At 71.9% G+C, this 18,582-nt stretch carries 14 protein-coding genes; 10 read left to right on the forward strand and 4 right to left on the reverse strand.

The genetic code is table 11. From position 1 onward, the window contains the following. The first annotated feature begins 52 nt into the window (after positions 1–52). Positions 53–5,059, forward strand: a complete 5,007-nt coding sequence (locus ACFY36_RS06640; RefSeq protein WP_499744920.1) for an MMPL family transporter — start codon at positions 53–55, stop codon at positions 5,057–5,059. Positions 5,060–5,157: 98 nt separating this feature from the next. On the opposite strand, the gene ACFY36_RS06645 is transcribed toward ACFY36_RS06640, so the two are convergent. From ACFY36_RS06645 to ACFY36_RS06660, 4 genes are read right to left on the reverse strand one after another with little or no spacing between them, the layout of a single operon-like run. Continuing rightward, positions 5,158–6,144: an NAD(P)H-dependent flavin oxidoreductase gene (locus ACFY36_RS06645; RefSeq protein ID WP_499744921.1), complete on the reverse strand. Its 987-nt coding sequence runs from the start codon at positions 6,142–6,144 to the stop codon at positions 5,158–5,160. A gap of 36 nt (positions 6,145–6,180) precedes the next feature. Beyond that, on the reverse strand, positions 6,181–7,383 hold the full coding sequence (locus ACFY36_RS06650) for an NAD(P)/FAD-dependent oxidoreductase (protein ID WP_499744922.1): 1,203 nt from the start codon (positions 7,381–7,383) through the stop codon (positions 6,181–6,183). Positions 7,384–7,409: 26 nt separating this feature from the next. Next, a complete protein-coding gene (locus tag ACFY36_RS06655) occupies positions 7,410–8,141 on the reverse strand; it encodes an SDR family NAD(P)-dependent oxidoreductase (RefSeq protein ID WP_499744923.1) in 732 nt (243 codons plus the stop codon). Between the two features lie 5 nt (positions 8,142–8,146). After that, on the reverse strand, positions 8,147–9,025 hold the full coding sequence (locus ACFY36_RS06660; protein ID WP_499744924.1) for a DMT family transporter: 879 nt from the start codon (positions 9,023–9,025) through the stop codon (positions 8,147–8,149). Positions 9,026–9,095: 70 nt separating this feature from the next. On the opposite strand from ACFY36_RS06660, the gene ACFY36_RS06665 reads away from it, so the two are divergent. The 9 genes from ACFY36_RS06665 to ACFY36_RS06705 all read left to right on the forward strand — a co-directional run bounded on the left by ACFY36_RS06665 (position 9,096) and on the right by ACFY36_RS06705 (position 18,580). Then, a complete protein-coding gene (locus ACFY36_RS06665) occupies positions 9,096–9,983 on the forward strand; it encodes a LysR family transcriptional regulator (RefSeq protein WP_499744925.1) in 888 nt (295 codons plus the stop codon). Between the two features lie 40 nt (positions 9,984–10,023). After that, complete coding sequence (locus tag ACFY36_RS06670) at positions 10,024–11,424, forward strand: SDR family NAD(P)-dependent oxidoreductase (RefSeq protein ID WP_499744926.1); 1,401 nt, start codon at positions 10,024–10,026, stop codon at positions 11,422–11,424. A 91-nt stretch (positions 11,425–11,515) separates the two neighbouring features. Then, complete coding sequence (locus ACFY36_RS06675) at positions 11,516–12,721, forward strand: ROK family protein (RefSeq protein ID WP_499744927.1); 1,206 nt, start codon at positions 11,516–11,518, stop codon at positions 12,719–12,721. Between the two features lie 94 nt (positions 12,722–12,815). Beyond that, positions 12,816–13,310, forward strand: a complete 495-nt coding sequence (locus ACFY36_RS06680) for a flavin reductase family protein (protein ID WP_499744928.1) — start codon at positions 12,816–12,818, stop codon at positions 13,308–13,310. 9 nt (positions 13,311–13,319) lie between these two features. Next, a complete protein-coding gene (locus tag ACFY36_RS06685) occupies positions 13,320–14,375 on the forward strand; it encodes an ABC transporter substrate-binding protein (protein WP_499744929.1) in 1,056 nt (351 codons plus the stop codon). Beyond that, a complete protein-coding gene (locus ACFY36_RS06690) occupies positions 14,372–15,211 on the forward strand; it encodes an ABC transporter permease (RefSeq protein WP_499744930.1) in 840 nt (279 codons plus the stop codon). Before ACFY36_RS06685 ends, ACFY36_RS06690 begins: the two co-directional genes overlap by 4 nt. Next, positions 15,187–15,927, forward strand: a complete 741-nt coding sequence (locus ACFY36_RS06695) for an ABC transporter ATP-binding protein (protein ID WP_499744931.1) — start codon at positions 15,187–15,189, stop codon at positions 15,925–15,927. Before ACFY36_RS06690 ends, ACFY36_RS06695 begins: the two co-directional genes overlap by 25 nt. Next, positions 15,924–17,255, forward strand: a complete 1,332-nt coding sequence (locus ACFY36_RS06700; protein ID WP_499744932.1) for an LLM class flavin-dependent oxidoreductase — start codon at positions 15,924–15,926, stop codon at positions 17,253–17,255. The genes ACFY36_RS06695 and ACFY36_RS06700 overlap by 4 nt, the downstream gene beginning before the upstream one ends. Further along, positions 17,252–18,580: an LLM class flavin-dependent oxidoreductase gene (locus ACFY36_RS06705; protein WP_499744933.1), complete on the forward strand. Its 1,329-nt coding sequence runs from the start codon at positions 17,252–17,254 to the stop codon at positions 18,578–18,580. The genes ACFY36_RS06700 and ACFY36_RS06705 overlap by 4 nt, the downstream gene beginning before the upstream one ends. Positions 18,581–18,582: the final 2 nt, after the last annotated feature.

Below are 18,582 nucleotides of genomic sequence, written 5' to 3' on the forward strand. Positions count from 1 at the left end.
CATATCGGGCCGGCCGGGAACCGCCGGCCGTAGGCGACAAGAGGGGTTTTGCGTGTTCGCGGGCTTTGGATCGTGGGTGGCCCGCTTCCGGTGGCCGGTGCTGGCCGTCGCGCTCGTCGCGGTGATCAGTGCGGGCGTCTGGGGGCTCGGTGTCTTCGGGCAGGTGTCCGAAGGCGGCTACAACGACCCGAACAGTGAGTCCTCCCGGGCCGTCGAGGCGGCCACGGAGGCGTTCGGGGCGCAGGGCGGCGACCTCGTCGTGATCTACACCCCCACCAAGGGCAAGATCGACGACGCCGCGCTCGGCAAGCGGGTCCGCGAGCGGCTCGCCGCGCTGCCCAAGTCGGCCGTGACCGGCTCGACGTCGTACTGGCAGGCACGCAGCGCCCAGTACGCGGCCAAGGACAAGAAGAGCGCCGTCGCCGTGGTCACCCTGGCCGGCGCCGACGACGGGGCCAAGCTCGACGCCTACCGCGAGATCGACGACAAGTTCGCCGTCGAGGGGGCCACGGTCCAGCTGGCCGGCGCGACCGTGCTGGCCGACGCGTCGACCTCGCGCTCCACGTCCGACCTGGCCACGGCCGAGGCCATCTCCCTGCCGATCACCCTGATCCTGCTGCTGTTCATCTTCGGCTCGCTGGTCGCGGCGGCCCTGCCGGTGCTGGTCGGCGGCGCCGCGGTGCTGGGCTCGCTGGGCATCCTGCACGCCATCGCCTCGCACCACGAGGTCAACTCCTTCGCGGTGAACGTGGCCTCCCTGCTCGGCCTGGGCATGGCCATCGACTACGGCCTGTTCATGGTGGGCCGGTTCCGCGAGGAGCAGGCGGCCGGGCGCACCCCGGCCGAGGCGGTGCAGCGCACGGTGGCGACGGCCGGGCGCACGGTGGTGTTCTCGGCGTCGCTGCTGATGATCGCGCTGGCCGGGCTGCTGCTGTTCCCGCAGGGCTTCCTCAATTCCCTGGCGTACGGAGGCCTGGCCGCGGTCGGCCTGGCCGCGCTGCTGTCCCTGACGTTGCTGCCGGCGATCCTGGCCGTGCTCGGCCCCCGCGTCGACAAGCTGCCGGTCCGCCTGCCGTTCTCGGCCGGCGACCCGGACAAGTCGTTCTGGGCGCGGCTGGCCACGGGCGTGCTGCGCCGCCCGGTCGTGGTGGCGGTGCCGATCCTGGCCGGTCTGCTGCTGCTCGCCCTGCCCATCTCGGGTGTCCGCTTCGGCGAGGCCGACGAGCGCACCCTGCCGGCGTCCGACCCGGCCCGCCAGGCGATCGAGACCCTCCAGACCAGCTACCCGCAGTTCGCCGGCGACGGCGTGCAGATCGTGCTGCGCGGTCAGGGCGACACGTCGAAGTTCGCCGTCCAGCTGCGCCAGATCCCCGGCATCGCGCAGATCACGCCGGCCCAGCGGGCCAAGGACACGACGGTCTTCACGGCCACGCTTTCGTCGACCGACCCGTTCAGCACGTCCTCGCGCGACGTGGTCGACGGCATCCGGGCGCTGCCGGTGCCGCCCGGCGTGGAGCTGCTGGTGGGCGGCACGACCGCCCGCAACATCGACAGCCTCCAGGCCACGGCCGACAAGCTGCCGCTGATGATCGGCCTGCTGGTCGGGGCCACCCTGATCCTGATGTTCCTGGCCTTCGGCTCGATCCTGCTGCCGATCAAGGCGGTGCTGATGAGCGCGCTCAGCCTGAGCGCCACCTTCGGCATCCTGGTGTGGATCTTCCAGGACGGCCACCTGGCCGGCCTGCTGAACGTGACGCCGGCCCCGCTCGAGGCGGGCATCGTGGTCCTGATGGCGGCGGTCGTGTTCGGCCTGTCCACCGACTACGAGGTGTTCCTGCTCTCCCGGATGGTCGAGGCCCGGGCACACGGCGCCACGTCCAAGGAGGCGGTCACGACCGGCCTGGCCCGAACGGGCCGGGTGATCAGCGCGGCCGCCCTGCTGCTGATCGTGGTGACGGGCGCCTTCGCCCTCTCCTCGGTCACGACCATGCGCTTCGTCGGCGTCGGCATGATCGTCGCGCTCCTGCTGGACGCCACGGTCGTCCGCATGCTGCTGGTCCCCGCCGTCCTGGGCCTCATGGGCAACGCGGCCTGGTGGGCGCCCGGCCCGCTGAAGCGCCTCCAGCAGAAGGCCGGCCTGGCCGAACACGCGGGCGAACTGCCGACGGGCCGCCACGCCGCGAGCGACGACACGCAGGTGCTGGCCCTGCCCGCGGGCCCGAGCCCGACGTGGCTGGCCCCCTTCTTCGAGGAGCCCAGGGCCCTGCCCGGCGCCTCGTCGCCGTACGCCCTGCCGTCCGGAGCGGACGCCGCCGCCACCCAGGTCTTCCCCCGGGTCACCGACGACGAGCCCATCGACGCCGAGATCATCCCCGACGCTCCGGCCGCCTCTTCCTCCTCCGCGTCCGGCCCCGCCGCTGAGCCCGATTCCGATGCCACTCCCGGACCGGATGCCACCGCGGTCGTCGCCGACCTCGGCACGGAGGACCGCACGGCCGCCTACCCCGTGGTCAGCGCCGAGCCCGCCACCGACGACCGCACCGCCGCCTACCCCGTGGTCGGCGCGGGCAGCGTCGCCTCGCCGGGCGCCGACACCCCAGAGGAATCACCCTCCTCCTCGTCCTCTTCGCCCTCCTTGTCCTCCTTGTCCTCCGAAGAGCCGCCCTCGTCCGCGGATGAGCCGGCTCCGGCGGCCTCGGACGACGAGGAGCCCGCACCGGCCGACACCGCCCTGGAGCAGCCTTCGGCCGACTCGGTCGAGAGCAGGCTGGTCGAGGCCGCGGCCGCCGAGGCCGTCCGCGCCGGCATCGAACGCGCCGAGGCCGAGATGGCCGCCGACGAGGCCGACGCCGCCTACGCGCACGCCCCCGACCCGGTCTCCGTCGAGTCGACCACCGACACCAGCCACGATCCCGACGACGACATCATCGACGCCGAGATCATCGAGGACGACGACCTCCCCCGAGGCTCGGTCTACCCCAGCTCGACGGGTTTCCTCCTGCCGTCCGAGCCGTCGAACGGCTCGACGTACAGCAGCAGCAACCACACCGACTACTCGGCACCTGACGAGTTCTTCTTCACGTCCTCCACCAGCACGTTCACCAGCGCTTTCGCACTACCGGCCGAGCCCGACCCGGTAGACACCTCAGCACCCACCCCGTTCTTCGGCGACCGCCCCGAGGCCCCCACCTTCTTCCGCGAGCCGCTGGCCCTCCCCCCGATCCCACCCACCCGCGCGAACGACCTGGCCGACACCGACTTCGAGCGCACCCGAAGCCTCTCCCCCACCGACCTGAACGCGGCCCGCACCACCCCCGAGCCCCCGTCGAGCCCCACCGCCGACGCTCCCACCTCCGGCTCCGAAACTCCCGACCTGGACGCCACAACCCGCTTCACCGCCCCCGATCTGGCCACGACACGCCGCATCCCCGCCTCGCAGATCAAGAAGGCCCTGGAGCCGGAGCCCACACCGACCGAGGAGCCACCGGCCCAGCCCGAGCCCACTCTTCTCTCGAAGCGCCCGGCCCCACCCGCCGAAGCACCACCGACGACGCCCGCTCAGGCCATCCCGCTGCCGCGCCGTCAGCCCCTACCCGACCCGGAACCCGAGGCCCAGCCCTCCCCCACGGCCAAGACCCAGCCCACCACAACGGCCGCGCCGTCGCCCGCGCCCGAGGATCGGCCCACCACAACGGCCGCGCCCGAGGTCCGGCCCTCCACGACGGCCGCGCCCGAGGTCCGGCCCGCCGCTACGGCCGTGCCGCCGCCCGCGCCCGAGGTCCGGCCCACTGCACCAGCCCCGGCCGAGCCGGCCACCGACGCTACGCCCGCCACTCCGGCACAGACCCCGCTCGCGGCCGAGGCTCCGTCCGCAGCGCCGGCCCGGACGCCACTCCCGGCCGAGACCCCGTCCGCGAGCCCGGCCCCGACGCCTCTCACGGCCGAAACGCAGTCCGTGAGCCCGGCCCCGACGCCGCTCACGGCCGAAACGCCGACCGCGAACCCGGCCCCGACGCCGCTCACGGCCGAAACGCCGACCGCGAACCCGGCCCGGACGCCTCTCACGGCCGAAACGCAGTCCGTGAGCCCGGCCCGGACGCCGCTCACGGCCGAGACCCCGTCCGCCGGCCCGCTCGCGGCTGAGGACTCGGCGCCGGCGGAGGCCGCTCCCCTGCCGCGGCGGCGGACGCTGGCCGACGTCGACCCGTTCCGCGCGAATCCGGAGCCTCTGCCTCAGCGCGCGTTCCAGGCCGACCCCCTGCCACGGCGTCAGCCGGCCGAGGCGGACCCGTTCCGGGCCAACCTGGATCGGCCGCTCCCGCAGCGCCCGGCCCAACACGAACTCCCCGCCGCACCCACGGCACCGGCCGAACCGAAGACCTCGGCCTTCCCCGCCCTTCCGGCCCTGCCGGTGGGCCGCGGCGACCGGCCCACGGACCTGAGCAGCTACCTCCCCCAGCGCCGCGCCGACATCCCGGCCCAGCGCCGCCCCGAGGAAACCGCCCAGGCTTCTCCGTCCGCCGAGGCTTCTCTGTCTGCCCAGCCGTCGATGCCCGCCCAGGCCGCGGCGGCCGCGCAAGCTTCTCCGTCCGCCCAAGCTTCGCTGCCCGCACAGGCTTCAGCAGCCGGTCAAGCTTCAGCAGCCGGTCAGGCTGCTGCCGTGCGCCGGCCGGCCTCGCTCGCGGACCAGCCCCTGCCGCATCGATCGGGGCGGAACGAAGCGTCCTTCGCCGAGCCGACCGCCGCCACCGGTGGCGCGCCTGAGTTGCCGTCGTTCCCGGCGCCCCGCGCGCTGCCTCCGGGGCCCGTTCGGCGGCCCGCGGATCTCGGCGATCATCTGCGGGAGTCGCGGCCGGCCGATCTGGCGCAGTACAGCCGTACCCGCCCGGCCGGCGATCGCGCCAAGACCGCCGCCACCGACGAAGCCCCGAACTCCGTTCGCCGGCCCGAGTCCCTGGCCGAGGTCAAGCCCACCCGGCGGCCGGCCAGCCTCGCCGACCAGGTTCCGGCCCGTCCCCGCCCCACCGGCGACCCCGACGGCCCGGAGACGACGGACTGACGGCGCCCCACCGCCGAGCCGGCACAGCGCCGGCTCGGCCTTGCGGGCGGTCCCCGCAGGCCGCCTCCAGCTCCGGAGCGGCGCGGCGGTCAAGGATGCTAACGGCCCAGCATCTCCGACGCCTGGGCCGTCATGTCGGCGATCACCGAGGCGGCGCTCTTCACACCGTCGATCAAGCCCACGCCTTGGCCCGCCAGCAGCGGCATCTCCTCCAGGTCGCCCGTTGTGACCCGGGTCGGTACCAGGTTGGAGAAGCGGGGAATCTCGATCTCGGGGCCGCCCAGGCTCGTATGCCCGATCACCGGGCGTTCCGCGCCGGGCGGGGGCTGCCTCGGCCATTCCTCCGTCACCCGGTTGCTCAGCACCCTCATCGGGTTGAACTCCGGTGTCTCGGGGCCGAACAGGGACGTACGCACCGTCTCCGTCGCCCCCGCCGTGACCAGCCTTTCCTTGTAGCCTTCGTGGGCTCCCGACTCGTCCGTGGCCACCAGCCGGGTGCCTATCCAGGCGCCGTCCGCTCCCAGCATCAGAGCCGCCGCCAGACCCCGCCCGTCCGCGATCCCACCCGCGGCCAGCACCAGGGCCTGGCTCACCGCGTCCACCACCAGCGGCACCAGCGCGAACGTCGGCAGCGTCGCGTAGTTGTGGCCGCCCGCCTCCACGCCCTGCGCCACCACCACGTCGACCCCGTCGTCCACCGCCTGTCTCGCCGCGTCCACCGAGCCGACCTGTTCGAAGACCCGGACCCCGGCCTCGTGCAGCTTGTCGATCCACGTGCGCGACGGGTGTCCCCAGTGGAACGACGCGGCCGCCGGCTGGGCCTCGCCGACCGCGTCGATCTGATCGTCCTGCGTGAAAGCGGTGATGAAGTTGACGTGGAACGGCCGGTCGGTGCCCGCCCTGATGCCGGCGATGGCCTGTGCCAGCGCCGGCGCCGGCATGAGGCCGACGCCGAGCGCTCCCATCGCCCCGGCGTTGCTGACCGCTACCGGCAGTTCCGGTGTCATCGCGACGAACGCCATGCCGGCCTGGGCGATCGGGGTCGACAGCCCGTACTCCTCGGTGAACCTGGTTCGCAGCTCCATCCGGTCGACGATGGCACGGCCGGGGCGCCGGGCCTGTCAGCCGAGGGACAGCAGCTTGCCCACGTTCTCCGGCGCGAAGAACTCGACCGGTGAGGTGATCCCCGAGTTCAGGCGGGCGAACGCGTCCTGACCCTCCCGGCTGCCGGCCAGGGCCGACATGAGCTGCACCGTCTGCTCGTCCGGCGGCTGGAGCGAGGCGATGCCCAGGGTCATCTGATAGACCGGCATGGCACGGGCGTCACGCCTGGCCTGATATCCGGACAGGGCTTCGTCGTACGGCTTCGTGCCGTTCAGCGCCGTGTCGAGCGCCTCGGCCAGGCCTTCGGCGTCGAGGAACGCGTCCGTGATGCCCTGCGCCGTGATGAAGTCGCGGTTGTATCCGGCGTCGCCGACCAGCGCCCAGCCGGGGCCCCACGGCGTGCGGAAGTAGTTCGGCACCGCCATGCCGGAGATCCGTTCCTCGCGCTTGGCGTCGCGGATCCGCTCGGCGAACGAAGGCGACAGCGCGAACGTCTCCATCAGGGTGGCCTCGACGTCGTCGCGGTGCTCGGCCATCTCGGCGTGCGGCCAGCCGCCGATCACCAGGGTCAGGCCGTCGTTGGTGGGGCACACGGCCCAGCCGCGGCCGGGGCGGCTGTACGCCTCGAACGTGTCGGTCGGCAGGTTGCTGTAGTACGAGTAGTAGCCGACCGTCAGCGGCGCCCGCTCCTCGTACTGGGCCGGCTCGACCGTCTTGGCGACCACGGACGTACGGCCGTCGGCCCCGACCACCACGCGGGCCCGCTCGGTCACCGGCGTCCCGCCCGGCCCGCGCCCGCGGATCCCGGTCACCCGGCCGTCGTCGACGAGCACCTCGTCGACGGTGAAGTCCTCGCGCACCTCGGCGCCGGCATCGGCCGCGGCGTCGATCAGGATCTTGTCGAGGAGGGTACGGCGGGGCGCGTAGGCGTACGGCGACTCGGCGCTGCCCGGTGCTCCGGCCAGGGTGATCGGCCCGAAGTCGAACGAGTAGCGGCCCACCGGCGGGCAGCCGGTCGCCGTCACCCGGTCGAGCAGTCCCCAGCGCTGGAGCGCGGCCGCGCCCGGCGGGTGGATGACGTGCGTCGACACCGTGTCGCTGGGGAAGGTGGCCCGGTCGACCAGCAGCGTTCTATAGCCTTTGCGGGCCATCGACATCGCGAGGGGCGACCCGGCGCAGCGGGCTCCGACCACGATGACGTCGTACGTCGTTTCGGTCATCCCGCCATAGTGGAAGATGACGCCGGTCAGCGGAAGACCAGTCCCCCGCCGACTTCGATCACCTGGCCGGTGAGCGCGGCCGACCCGTCGGAGACCAACAGGCGTACCGTCTCGACCAGGTCCTCCGGCACGATCGGCCGGGGCACCGCCTGCCGGGCCAGCAGCGGCGAATGAGCCTCCTGATCGCGGCCGTGGGCGAGCTCGGCCTCCCCCTCGGTACGGATCGCGCCCGGCGAGAGCGCGTTGACCGTGATGCCGCGCGGCCCGAGCGCGTGGGCCAGCGAGCGGGTCAGCCCGATGAGCGCCGCCTTGCTGGAGACGTAGGCCGGCCCGGACGGCCCGCCCATGACGACGGTCGGCGAGACCACGTTGACGATCCGGCCCCAGCCCTTCGCCGCCATGCCTTCGCTGAGGGCCTGAGTCAGCAGCATCGGCGCGGTGACGTTCACCGCGAACGTCTGCTGCCATTCCTGATGCGATAAATCGGGAAAGTTCGAATTTGAGGCGCGAGCCGCGTTGTTGATCAGGACGTCGACCGGACCGGCTTCAGCGGCAAGAGAGCGGACAGCGACCGGATCGGAGAGGTCGGCGTCGAACAGCGAGGCCGAGGCGCCGAGATCGCGACAGCGCTGGGCGACACCGGCGGCCTCCGCCGCGGCGTCCAGGTGATGCAGCAGCAGGGTGTCGCCGGGGCGGGCCAGTCCGGCCGCGATGGCCGCGCCGATCCCGCGCCGCGCCCCGGTGATCAAAATCCGCATGCCGATCACCCTACGGCGACCGCCGAAGGCGCGGGAGCCACGACGCGCGTCGACAACCAGCACCCCGCCGCCACGAGGGTGAAGCCGGCGATCGTGCTCACGCCGAGGTGCTCGTTCAGCAGGACGACACCGAGAAGCACGGCAACAACGGGATTGACGTACGTCACCAGGCCCGCCCGCGTCGACCCGACGAGCCCGATCAGCTGGTAGAAGGCGAGCAGGGCCACAGCCGTACACAGCAGACCCAGAACCACCAGCGAAGCCCACGCCGAACCGGAGACCGGCGAAGCCGGCAGGGCGAACGCCGCGAACGGCGCCAGCACCACCGCGCTGATCCCCGTGGTCGCGCCGGTCAGGGCCTCGGTCGGCACGTCGGACAGGCGGCGCTGCACCAGCATCGTCGCCACCGCGTAGCTCACCGTCGCCACCAGCACCATGCCCGCGCCGATCAGGCCGTTGCGATCGCCCGACAGGTCGAGGCCGACCAGCAGGGCCACCCCGCCGAAGCCGAGGGCCAGGCCGAGGATCCGGATCGGGGTGAGCGGCTCACGGCGAACCATCAGCAGGGCGATGGCGACCGGCTCGATGGCGATCAGCAGACCGGTCAGGGAGGAGCTGATGTGCGTCTCCCCGTACGTGATCAGCAGGAAGGGACCGGTGATGTGCACGAAGGAGAGCAGGACGACCGGGCCGAGGTGACCGCGCAGGCGGCTGAGCGTGCCCCGGGCCGCGGCGATCGGCAGCAGGATCAGCGCGGCGATGGCGATGCGGCCGGCGACCACGAGCAGGGGTGACAGGTCCTCGATGGCGACCTTGATGAGGAAGTAGGGGATGCCCCAGAGCACGGACACGAGCAGGAACAGGAGCCAGGCGCGACGATTCACACTTCGAGCCTCGTCGCTTACGGTAGTAAGCGGTAGTACCTGCTTGCTGATGTGGCTGTTAGGAATTCTTATGATCGACGTGCGGCGACTCGAGATCCTCCGTGAGGTGGCCCGGCTCGGCAGCTTCAACCGCGCCGCCACTTCGCTGCGCATCACCCCGTCGGCCGTGTCCCAGCAGATCAGCGCCCTGGAGCGCTCGCTGGGCACGACCGTGGCCCTCCGGAGCACGCGGGGCGTCGTGCTCACCGACGCCGGCCGGGTGCTGGCCGACGCGGGCGACGCCATCGCGGCCGAGCTGGCCAGCGCCGAACACGAGATCGCCCGGCTGGCGAAAGCCGGCACCGGCAAGCTCACCGTCGCCACCTTCACCAGCGGCGGGCAGCGGCTCCTGCCGTCCGCCCTGACCCGGTTCGCCGTGGAGCGCCCCGGCGTCGAGCTGGCCGTGCTCGAGAACGAGCCCGAGGACGCGATCCCGCTGATCCGCGAGGGCGCGGCCGACCTGGCGCTGGTCTACCACTACGACGGGCCGCCGCCGCAGCCCGCCGGCCTGTGCTTCACCCCGCTCATGGAGGACCCCATGTGGGTCGTGCTGGCCGACGGGCATCCGCTGGCCGGCCGGGACGCCGTCACCGTGGCCGAACTGTCCGGCGAGCGCTGGGTGCACGGCTGCCTGATCGTCGGCGACCTGCTCGACCACTACGCGGCCATGGCCGGCTACGAGCCCCGGGTGGCCTGCCGGGGCACCGACTACGTCTTCGCGCAGTCGCTCGCCCGGGCCGGGGTCGGCGTCAGCATGGTGCCCCAGGTGGCGCTGACCGCCGGAGTGACCGCCGTCCGGCTGCGGCCGCCGTGCCCCACCCGCTACATCGGCCTCGTGATGCCGAAGCGCCGGCCGAACCCGCTGGCCGAAATCCTGGCCGAGGCCCTTGAGAAGACGGTCGCCGCGCTCGATAAGTAAAGTGGTCCAGCACAGTTCGCGTCGCAGAGATAAGGGCAGCATGTCGGAGAAAAGGGTCGATCCCGAGCGCCTGGCGCTCTGCCTCGCGGTGCTCGCCGAGGTCGAGTCCCTGCCCGTGGAGCACCCCGACGCCGTGGCCGTGCGCCGCGCCACCGCGGGCATCTACAAGACGGCCAAGCTCCAGCGCCGCCGCGACCGCCGCGACGCCATCCTGGAGAACGACCGCACCGTGACCGCGTCGACCGCCACGGGCGCACCCGGCCGCATCGACGACGAGACGGCCGGCATCCCGCTGAAGAGCACCGCCCGGGCCGCCGTGGCCGGGGTCCTGCGCCAGGCCCGCGGCTGCTACATCTGCAAGCAGCGCTACACCCAGGTCGACGCCTTCTACCACCAGCTGTGCCCGTCCTGCGCCGAGAAGAACCACGACCGCCGCGACGCCCGCACCGACCTGTCCGGCCGACGGGCCCTGCTCACCGGCGGCCGAGCGAAGATCGGCATGTACATCGCGCTGCGCCTGCTGCGCGACGGCGCCGACCTGACGATCACCACCCGCTTCCCGCACGACGCGGTCCGCCGCTTCAAGGCCATGCCCGACAGCGCCGACTGGATCAAGCGCCTGCACGTGGTGGGCATCGATCTGCGCGACCCGGCCCAGGTGGTGGCCCTGGCCGACTCGGTGGCCGCCCGCGGCCCCCTGGACATTCTGATCAACAACGCGGCCCAGACCGTACGCCGGACGCCCGGCTCATATTCGGCCATCGCGGCCGCCGAGAAGGAGTCGCTGCCGTCGGGCGACCTGCCGCAGCTCGAATACTTCGGCGGCGCCGGCGCCTCGCCCGCAGCGGTCCTGACCAGCGGAGCGGTCACCGTCCTGACCCCCGACGAGATCACGTCGCTGGCCCTGACCGCCCGCTCGGTGGCCATCGACGCCGGCGGCCTGGTCCCCGACACCACGTCGACGAACAGCTGGAGCGACCGCGTCCACGAGGTGGACGCGCTGGAGCTCCTGGAAGTCCAGCTCTGCAACGTCACGGCCCCGTTCATCCTGGTCAGCCGCCTCCGCGAATCGATGGTCCAGTCCCCGTTCCCCCGCCGCTACGTGGTCAACGTCTCGGCCATGGAGGGCGTCTTCAACCGCGGCTACAAGGGCGCCGGCCACCCGCACACGAACATGGCGAAGGCCGCCCTGAACATGCTGACAAGAACAAGCGCGGTCGACATGTTCGCCGACGACATCCTGATGACCAGCGTCGACACGGGCTGGATCACCGACGAGCGTCCGCACCCGACGAAGATGCGCCTGCACGAGGAAGGCTTCCACGCCCCGCTCGACCTGGTCGACGGCGCCGCCCGCGTCTACGACCCGATCGTCCGCGGCGAGCTGGGCGAGGACGTCTACGGCTGCTTCCTCAAGGACTACGAGCCCATGCCGTGGTGAGTAGGTATTACTGACCGTCAAACATCTCGTGACGTAGTGCCGTCTCCGGGTGGTCGCCGGGTTAGCGTCGAAAAATGATCCTGGGTGGTCCGTGAGCGGCGTGCAACGCGCCACCCGCCGCAACGATCTGCCGCTGCCTTCGGCGCGCCGGTCGCCGGACACGGCGGCGGCGGTGTTGCGGGCCGTCCTCGATCACGGGCCGATCGCGCGGAGTTCGATCGCCCGGGCGACCCGGCTGTCCGCCGCGACGGTGACCGGCGTGGCGGCGTCCCTGCTGAACCAGGGCCTGGTCCGTGAGGCGCCGGAAGCGGTCGGGCCGCCGGGGATCGGCCGGCCGCACGTGCCGCTGGACGTCGAGTCCCACGCGGTCGGCGTCGTCGGTGTCCACATCGCGGTGCCCCGCGCCACGGTCGCGCTGCTCGACCTGCGCGGGCGGGTGATCACCCAGCGGCAGTACCCGCACGGCCGCCGTGACCCGGACAGCGTCCTGGCCGCGCTCGCCGGCACCATCACCGCCGTACGGCGGGAGCACGGCCGTCGCCGCCGGATCCTGGGTCTGGGGCTGGCCACCGGCGGCTGGGTCGACGCCGCCAACGGCACGGTCGTCGAGCATCCGGTCCTGGGCTGGCGTGACGTCCCTGTCGGCGCCGTCCTCGGCGAGGCCACCGGCCTGCCCGTGTGGGTCGACAGCAACTCGCGGGCGCTGCTGCGGGCCGAGCAACTGCTCGGACGGGTGGCCGGGCGGGCACGCCAGAGCGCGGTGCAACTGTTCGTGGGCAACGTCGTGGATGTCGCGTTCGCCACCGGCGGCGTCGTCCATCAGGGTCCCCGGTCGGCGGCCGGCGCGGTCGCTCATCTGCCGGTCGAAGGCTGCGCCGAACCGTGTTCCTGCGGTCGCGTGGGCTGCCTCCAGGCGGCCGTCGGTGAGCGGGCGCTGGTGCGCCGGGCGTACACCGCCGGGCTGATCGACCGCCCGGACATCCACGCGCTGGTGGACGCGGCCGCGGCCGGCGGCGCCGAGGCTCTCGGGTTGCTGCGGGAGCGGGCCCGTCTCGTCGGCCGCGCCGCCGCCCTGTTGCTCGATCTGTTCGACCCCGAGGTCCTCGTGGTGGCCGAAGCGGGCGCGAACCGGCTTCCCGAGTGCCTCGCGACGTTGCGCGCCGAGGCCGCCGACGCGTCGTCGTCGGGCGCCGACATGCTGACAACCGTCTATGCGTCGAGCTTCCCGGACAACGTGCTGGCGGTCGCCGGCGGCGCCGTGGCGCTTGATCAGGTGTACGCCTCCCCCCTCATCTAGCAGGGATTACTTAATTCATTCGGGCGCATTGTTGCCAACTAAACCTAGCTGCATAGTATGAATTAAGGACGACGCACGCCGAACGGAGACGTCCATGACCATCATCGATTCCCGGTCCACGTCGGACACCACGATCTTCCGTCGGGCCTTCCGGCGTCACGCCGCCGGCGTCGCCGTGGTGACGGCCGACGCGGGACGCGGCGCGGCCGGCGTCACCGTCACGTCGCTCGCCTCGCTCTCGGCCGATCCGCCGCTGCTGTCGTTCAGCATCGTGGCGACCGCCTCGGTATGGCCACACCTGCGGGATGCCGGCACCGCCGTCGTGCATCTGCTGGGCGCCGGGCACACCGAACTGGCGCGGACCTTCGCCACCAGCGGCATCGACCGGTTCGGCGGGACGACCCGCTGGCGCCGGCTGCCGACCGGCGAGCCCGTCCTGCACGACGCGGCGGCCTGGCTGCGGATCTCGATCGAGCACCGCCACCCGGCCGGCGGATCTCACCTGATCATCGGCCGGGTCGAGGAGGCCGAACTGGCCGCCGAGAGCGCCCCGCTGCTCTACCACGCCGGCAACTTCCACGTTCTGTGAAAGGCAATCATGATCAAGTTTTGGAGACCGGCCACCGTCGCGGCGCTGGTCCTGACGGTGGCGGCGTGCGGCGCCGATGAACCGAAGGCGACCCTGGAACTGAACGCCGCCCTGCCCGACAAGGTCCCCAGTGGAACCACGCTGCGCCTCGGCGACCCGCAGCTGCAGGCGGTCATCGGCGCGGCCGGGCTGGACAAGGAGCTGACCGGCGCCGGGGTGACCGTCGAGTGGGCCAACATCAGCGGCGGCCCGCAGAGCATCCAGGCGTTCCGGGCCGACAAGCTGGACTGCAGTGCGGTTGCGGACATCCCGTCGCTGTTCGCCGCGTGGACCGGCACCTCGACGAAGATCGTGTTCCAGTCGGTCACCGTGGATCCGCTGGAGCACCCGATCTACAAGCTGGGCGTCGCCCCCGGCGTGAACGTGAAGTCACTGGCCGACCTGAAGGGCAAGAAGATCGCCTACAGCGCCGGGCAGGCGCAGGGCGCGCTGGTGCTGCGGGTGCTGCAGAAGGCGGGCCTGAGCCAGAAGGACGTGCAGCTGGTCGAGCTGACCAGCACGGGCGACTCCTACGTGACCGCGCTCGGCAGCAGGTCCGTCGACGTGGCGCCGATCGGCGCGCAGAACATCAAGATCTACGAGGCGAAGTATCCGGGCGCCACCTCGATCGACACCGGCATCCGCGACGACGCGTCGACGCTGTACTGCCTCACCTCGGCCGTCGAGAACGCGGAGAAGGCGGCGGCGCTGAAGGTCTACGTCGGGGTGCGCACCAAGGCCCTGTTGTGGGCCAACGACCACGAGGCCGAGGTCGCGAAGGCGTACTACGTGGACACCCAGGGACTCAGCGAGGCCGACGCCAGGGCCGTCGTCGAGATCAGCGGCGACAAGGCCGTCCCGGCCACCTGGGACGCGGCGATCGTCCGGCTCCAGGAGACCGCCGATCTGCTGTCCCAGGAGCAGGACCACGAGAAGCTGGACGTGAACAAGCTGGTCGACCGCCGGTTCGAGAAGGTGCAGGCGGAGGCCGCGGGCTCCCAGGTGGTCACGGGTGACGCGTCATGACGACCACCCTGCACGCCACGACACCGAAGACCGAGGACAAGACCGACGCCCGGGTCGTACGCCGGAGGCTGGGTCCCGGCCGTCGCATCCGTTTCGCGTTCTGGATCGGCCCGCTGCTCGCCCTGACGGTCTGGTCGGTGGGCTCCGCGACCGGCGTGATCAAACCGGCGATCCTGTCGGCCCCCTGGGATGTGGCGGTGGCGTTCGAGGACCAGTGGGTCAACCACGACCTGCTCGGCAACATCCTGTCCTCGCTGCAACGCGCGGCCGTCGGCCTGGCCCTCGGCGTGGCGACCGGCGCGGTCCTGGCCGTGATCTCCGGATTGTCGCGGGCCGGTGAGTCGGTGATCGACGGCCCGATCCAGATCAAGCGGTCGGTGCCCACCCTGGCGCTCATCCCGCTGTTCATCGCCTGGTTCGGCATCGGCCAGGAGATGAAGATCATCACGATCGCGCTGATCAGCATGGTCCCGATCTACATCCACACGCACAACGGGCTGCGCGGCATCGACGGCAAGTACGCCGAGCTGGCCGAGACGATCGGCATCAGCCGCGGCGACTTCGTCCGGCACGTGGTGCTGCCGGGCGCGCTGCCCGGATTCCTGCTCGGCATGCGGTTCGCGGTCACGTCGTCGCTGCTGGGCCTGGTGGTCGTCGAGCAGTACAACGCGATCGCCGGCATCGGCCACATGATCACCCTCGCCGAGCAGTACGGCCAGACCGACGTGATCGTGGTCGGCCTGGTCATCTACGGCGTCTTCGGATACTGCGCCGACAGCGCGGTCCGGCTCACGGCAAGGAAGGTGCTGGCATGGCGGCAGACACTCGAGGGCTGAGCACGGAGCAGGCGGTCCGCGTACGAAATCTGCATCGCTCTTTCAATAAAGACGGCGGCGTCCTCAACGGACTCGACCTGGACATCGCCCCCGGCGAGTTCGTGGCGCTGATCGGCCGTTCCGGCACCGGCAAGAGCACCCTCCTGCGGGCGCTGGCCGGCCTGGACCGTGACGTCGACGGGTACGGGCAGATCAGCGTGCCGGGCGCGGTGTCGGTGGTGTTCCAGGATTCCCGGCTGCTGCCGTGGAAACGGGTCCTGGACAACGTGATCTTCGGGTTGCGGGGCGACGGCGCCCGGGAACGCGGGGCGAAGGCCCTGGCCGAGGTCGGGCTGGCCGGCCGGGAACGGGCCTGGCCCCATCAGCTCTCCGGTGGCGAGCAGCAACGGGCCGCGCTGGCCCGGTCGCTGGTCCGGGAGCCGCAGCTGTTGCTGGCCGACGAGCCGTTCGGCGCTCTCGACGCGCTGACCCGGATCCGGATGCACGCCCTGCTGCGCACGCTGTGCGAGACCCACCGGCCCGCGGTGCTGCTGGTCACGCACGACGTCGACGAGGCGATCGTGCTGGCCGACCGGGTGATCCTGCTGGACGCGGGCGTTGTCGACACCGACGTGAAGGTGGACCTGGCGAACCGGTCCCGCTCGGACGCCGGGTTCGCCGCGCTGAGGACGCTGCTGCTGGACCGGCTCGGCGTGGACGAGGAGGGCCGGCGATGACCCGGAAGATGCATCTCAACGCGTTCCTGATGGGCGTCGGCCACCACGAGGCGTCGTGGCGCCTGCCCGAGTCGGACCCGTACGCCAGCTGGGACGTCAAGCACTTCCAGGAGCTGGCCCGGATCGCCGAACGCGGGAAACTCGACTCGATCTTCTTCGCCGACAGCCCGGTCCTCCAGGGCCATCCCGGGCGCCGGCCGGCCGGCAAGCTGGAGCCGACGGTGCTGCTCACGGCGCTGGCCGTGGTCACCGAACGGATCGGGCTGATCGCGACGGCCTCGACGTCGTACAACGAGCCGTACAACCTGGCCCGCCGTTTCGCCTCGATCGACCACGTGTCACAGGGCCGGGCGGGCTGGAACATCGTCACCACCGCCGGCGCCGACGCGGCTCGCAACTTCGGCCTCGACGACGTGCCCGCGCACCGGGACCGCTACGAGCGGGCGGCCGAGTTCGTCGAGGTCGCCACGAAACTGTGGGACAGCTGGGCCGACGACGCGGTCCTGGCCGACAAGGAGGCGGGCGTCCACGCCGACGCCGGCAAGGTCCGGGCGATCAACCACCACGGCCGCTGGTTCCGGGTCGACGGGCCGCTGAACGTCCCGCGTTCCCCGCAGGGCCATCCGCTGCTCGTGCAGGCCGGCTCGTCCGAGGACGGCCGGGAGTTCGCCGCCCGCTGGGCCGAGGCGGTCTTCACCGCGCAGCAGACCCTCGAAGAAGGACAGGCGTTCTATCAGGACCTCAAGCGGCGTACGTCCGGACTGGGCCGCGACCCGGACAGCATCAAGATCCTCCCCGGGATCGTGCCGGTGATCGGCGACACCCCCGCCGACGCCCGCGAGCTGGAGGCCGAGCTGGAGCGTCTGATCAGCCCGGAGTACGCCCGTGCCCAGCTCGCCGAACGGTTCGGCCTCGACCCGGAGCTGCTGAGACTCGACGAGCCGCTGCCCGTGGAGCTGTTGCCCAGCGAGGACGAGATCGAGGGGGCCAAGAGCCGGTTCACCCTGATCGTCGACCTGGCGAAACGGGAGAACCTGACCGTGCGCCAGCTGATCGGCCGGCTCGGCGGTGGCCGCGGGCACCGTACGTTCACCGGCACCCCGGTCCAGGTCGCCGACGCCATCGAGGAGTGGTTCGACGGCGGCGCGGCCGACGGCTTCAACATCATGCCCGCCGTTCTGCCTTCCGGCCTGATCGCCTTCGTCGACAAAGTGGTCCCGATCCTGCAGGAACGCGGCCGCTTCCGCACCGAGTACACCGGCACGACCCTGCGCGACCACTACGGCCTGACCCGTCCCGCCAACAGCCTGGAGCTGAGCCCGGTATGACGCGGCAACTGCACTTCAACCTGTTCCTGCACGACACCGGGCACCACGAGGCCTCGTGGCGGCTGCCCGAGTCGGACCCGCACGCCAACCTGTCGCTCGAGGCCCACCAGCACCTGACCCGGGTGGCCGAGGACGCCAAGTTTGATTCGGTGTTCCTGGCCGACAGCCCGGTGCTGTGGAGCGATCCGGCGCGCCGGCCGTCCGGCAAGCTGGAGCCGACCCTGCTGCTGGCCGCGCTCGCGGCGTCGACACGGCACATCGGGCTCATCGCGACGGCGTCCACGTCGTACAACGAACCTTTCAATCTCGCCCGCCGGTTCGCCTCGCTCGACCACCTGTCGAAGGGCCGCGCCGGATGGAACATCGTGACCACCGCCGGGGACGCGGCCGCCCGCAACTTCGGGCTCGACGGCCAGCCGCTGCACAGGACCCGGTACGAGCGGGCCGACGAGTTCCTGCGGGTCTCGACGAAACTGTGGGACAGCTGGGCCGACGACGCGGTGATCGCCGACAAGCAGCGGGGGGTGCACGCGCGGCGGGACCGGGTGCGTGCCGTCGGCCACCACGGCGAGTACTTCCGGGTCGAGGGCCCGCTCAACCTGCCGCGCTCACCGCAGGGACATCCGCTGCTCGTGCAGGCCGGCTCGTCGGAGAACGGCAAGGAGTTCGCCGCCAGGTGGGCCGAGGCGGTCTTCGTGGCCCAGCCGACGCTGGCCGAGAGCCAGGCCTTCTACGCCGACCTGAAGCACCGGGCCGTCGCGGCCGGCCGCGACCCGGACCACGTGGTCATCCTGCCCGGGATCGTGCCGGTCATCGGCGACACTCTCGCCGAGGCCCGCGAGCTCGACGCCGAACTGGAGCGCCTGATCGCGCCCGAACACGCGATCGGGACCCTGGCCACGGTTCTCGGCGTGGACGCCGAGCGGCTGAAACTGGACGAGCCGCTGCCCGCCGATCTGCCGGCCGAGGAGGAGATCGAAGGGCACAAGAGCCGGCGGACGCTGATCGTGGACTGGGCCCGGCGGGACAACCTGACCGTGCGGCAGCTGATCGGCAAGCTCGGCGGTGGCCGTGGGCACCGGACCTTCACCGGCACTCCGGTGCAGGTAGCCGACACGATCCAGGAGTACTTCGAGAACGGCGCGGCCGACGGCTTCAACATCATGCCCGCGGTCCTGCCGTCCGGCATCGAGGCGTTCGCGGCCAAGGTCGTGCCGATCCTGCGGGAACGCGGCCTGTTCCGCACCGAATACACCGGCACGACGCTGCGCGAGCACTACGGACTTCCCCGCCCCGCCAACAGTCTGGAACCGGCATACCGATGAGC

This window comes from Actinoplanes sp. NPDC000266, assembly GCF_042899005.1.
Classification (GTDB): Bacteria; Actinomycetota; Actinomycetes; order Mycobacteriales; family Micromonosporaceae; genus Actinoplanes.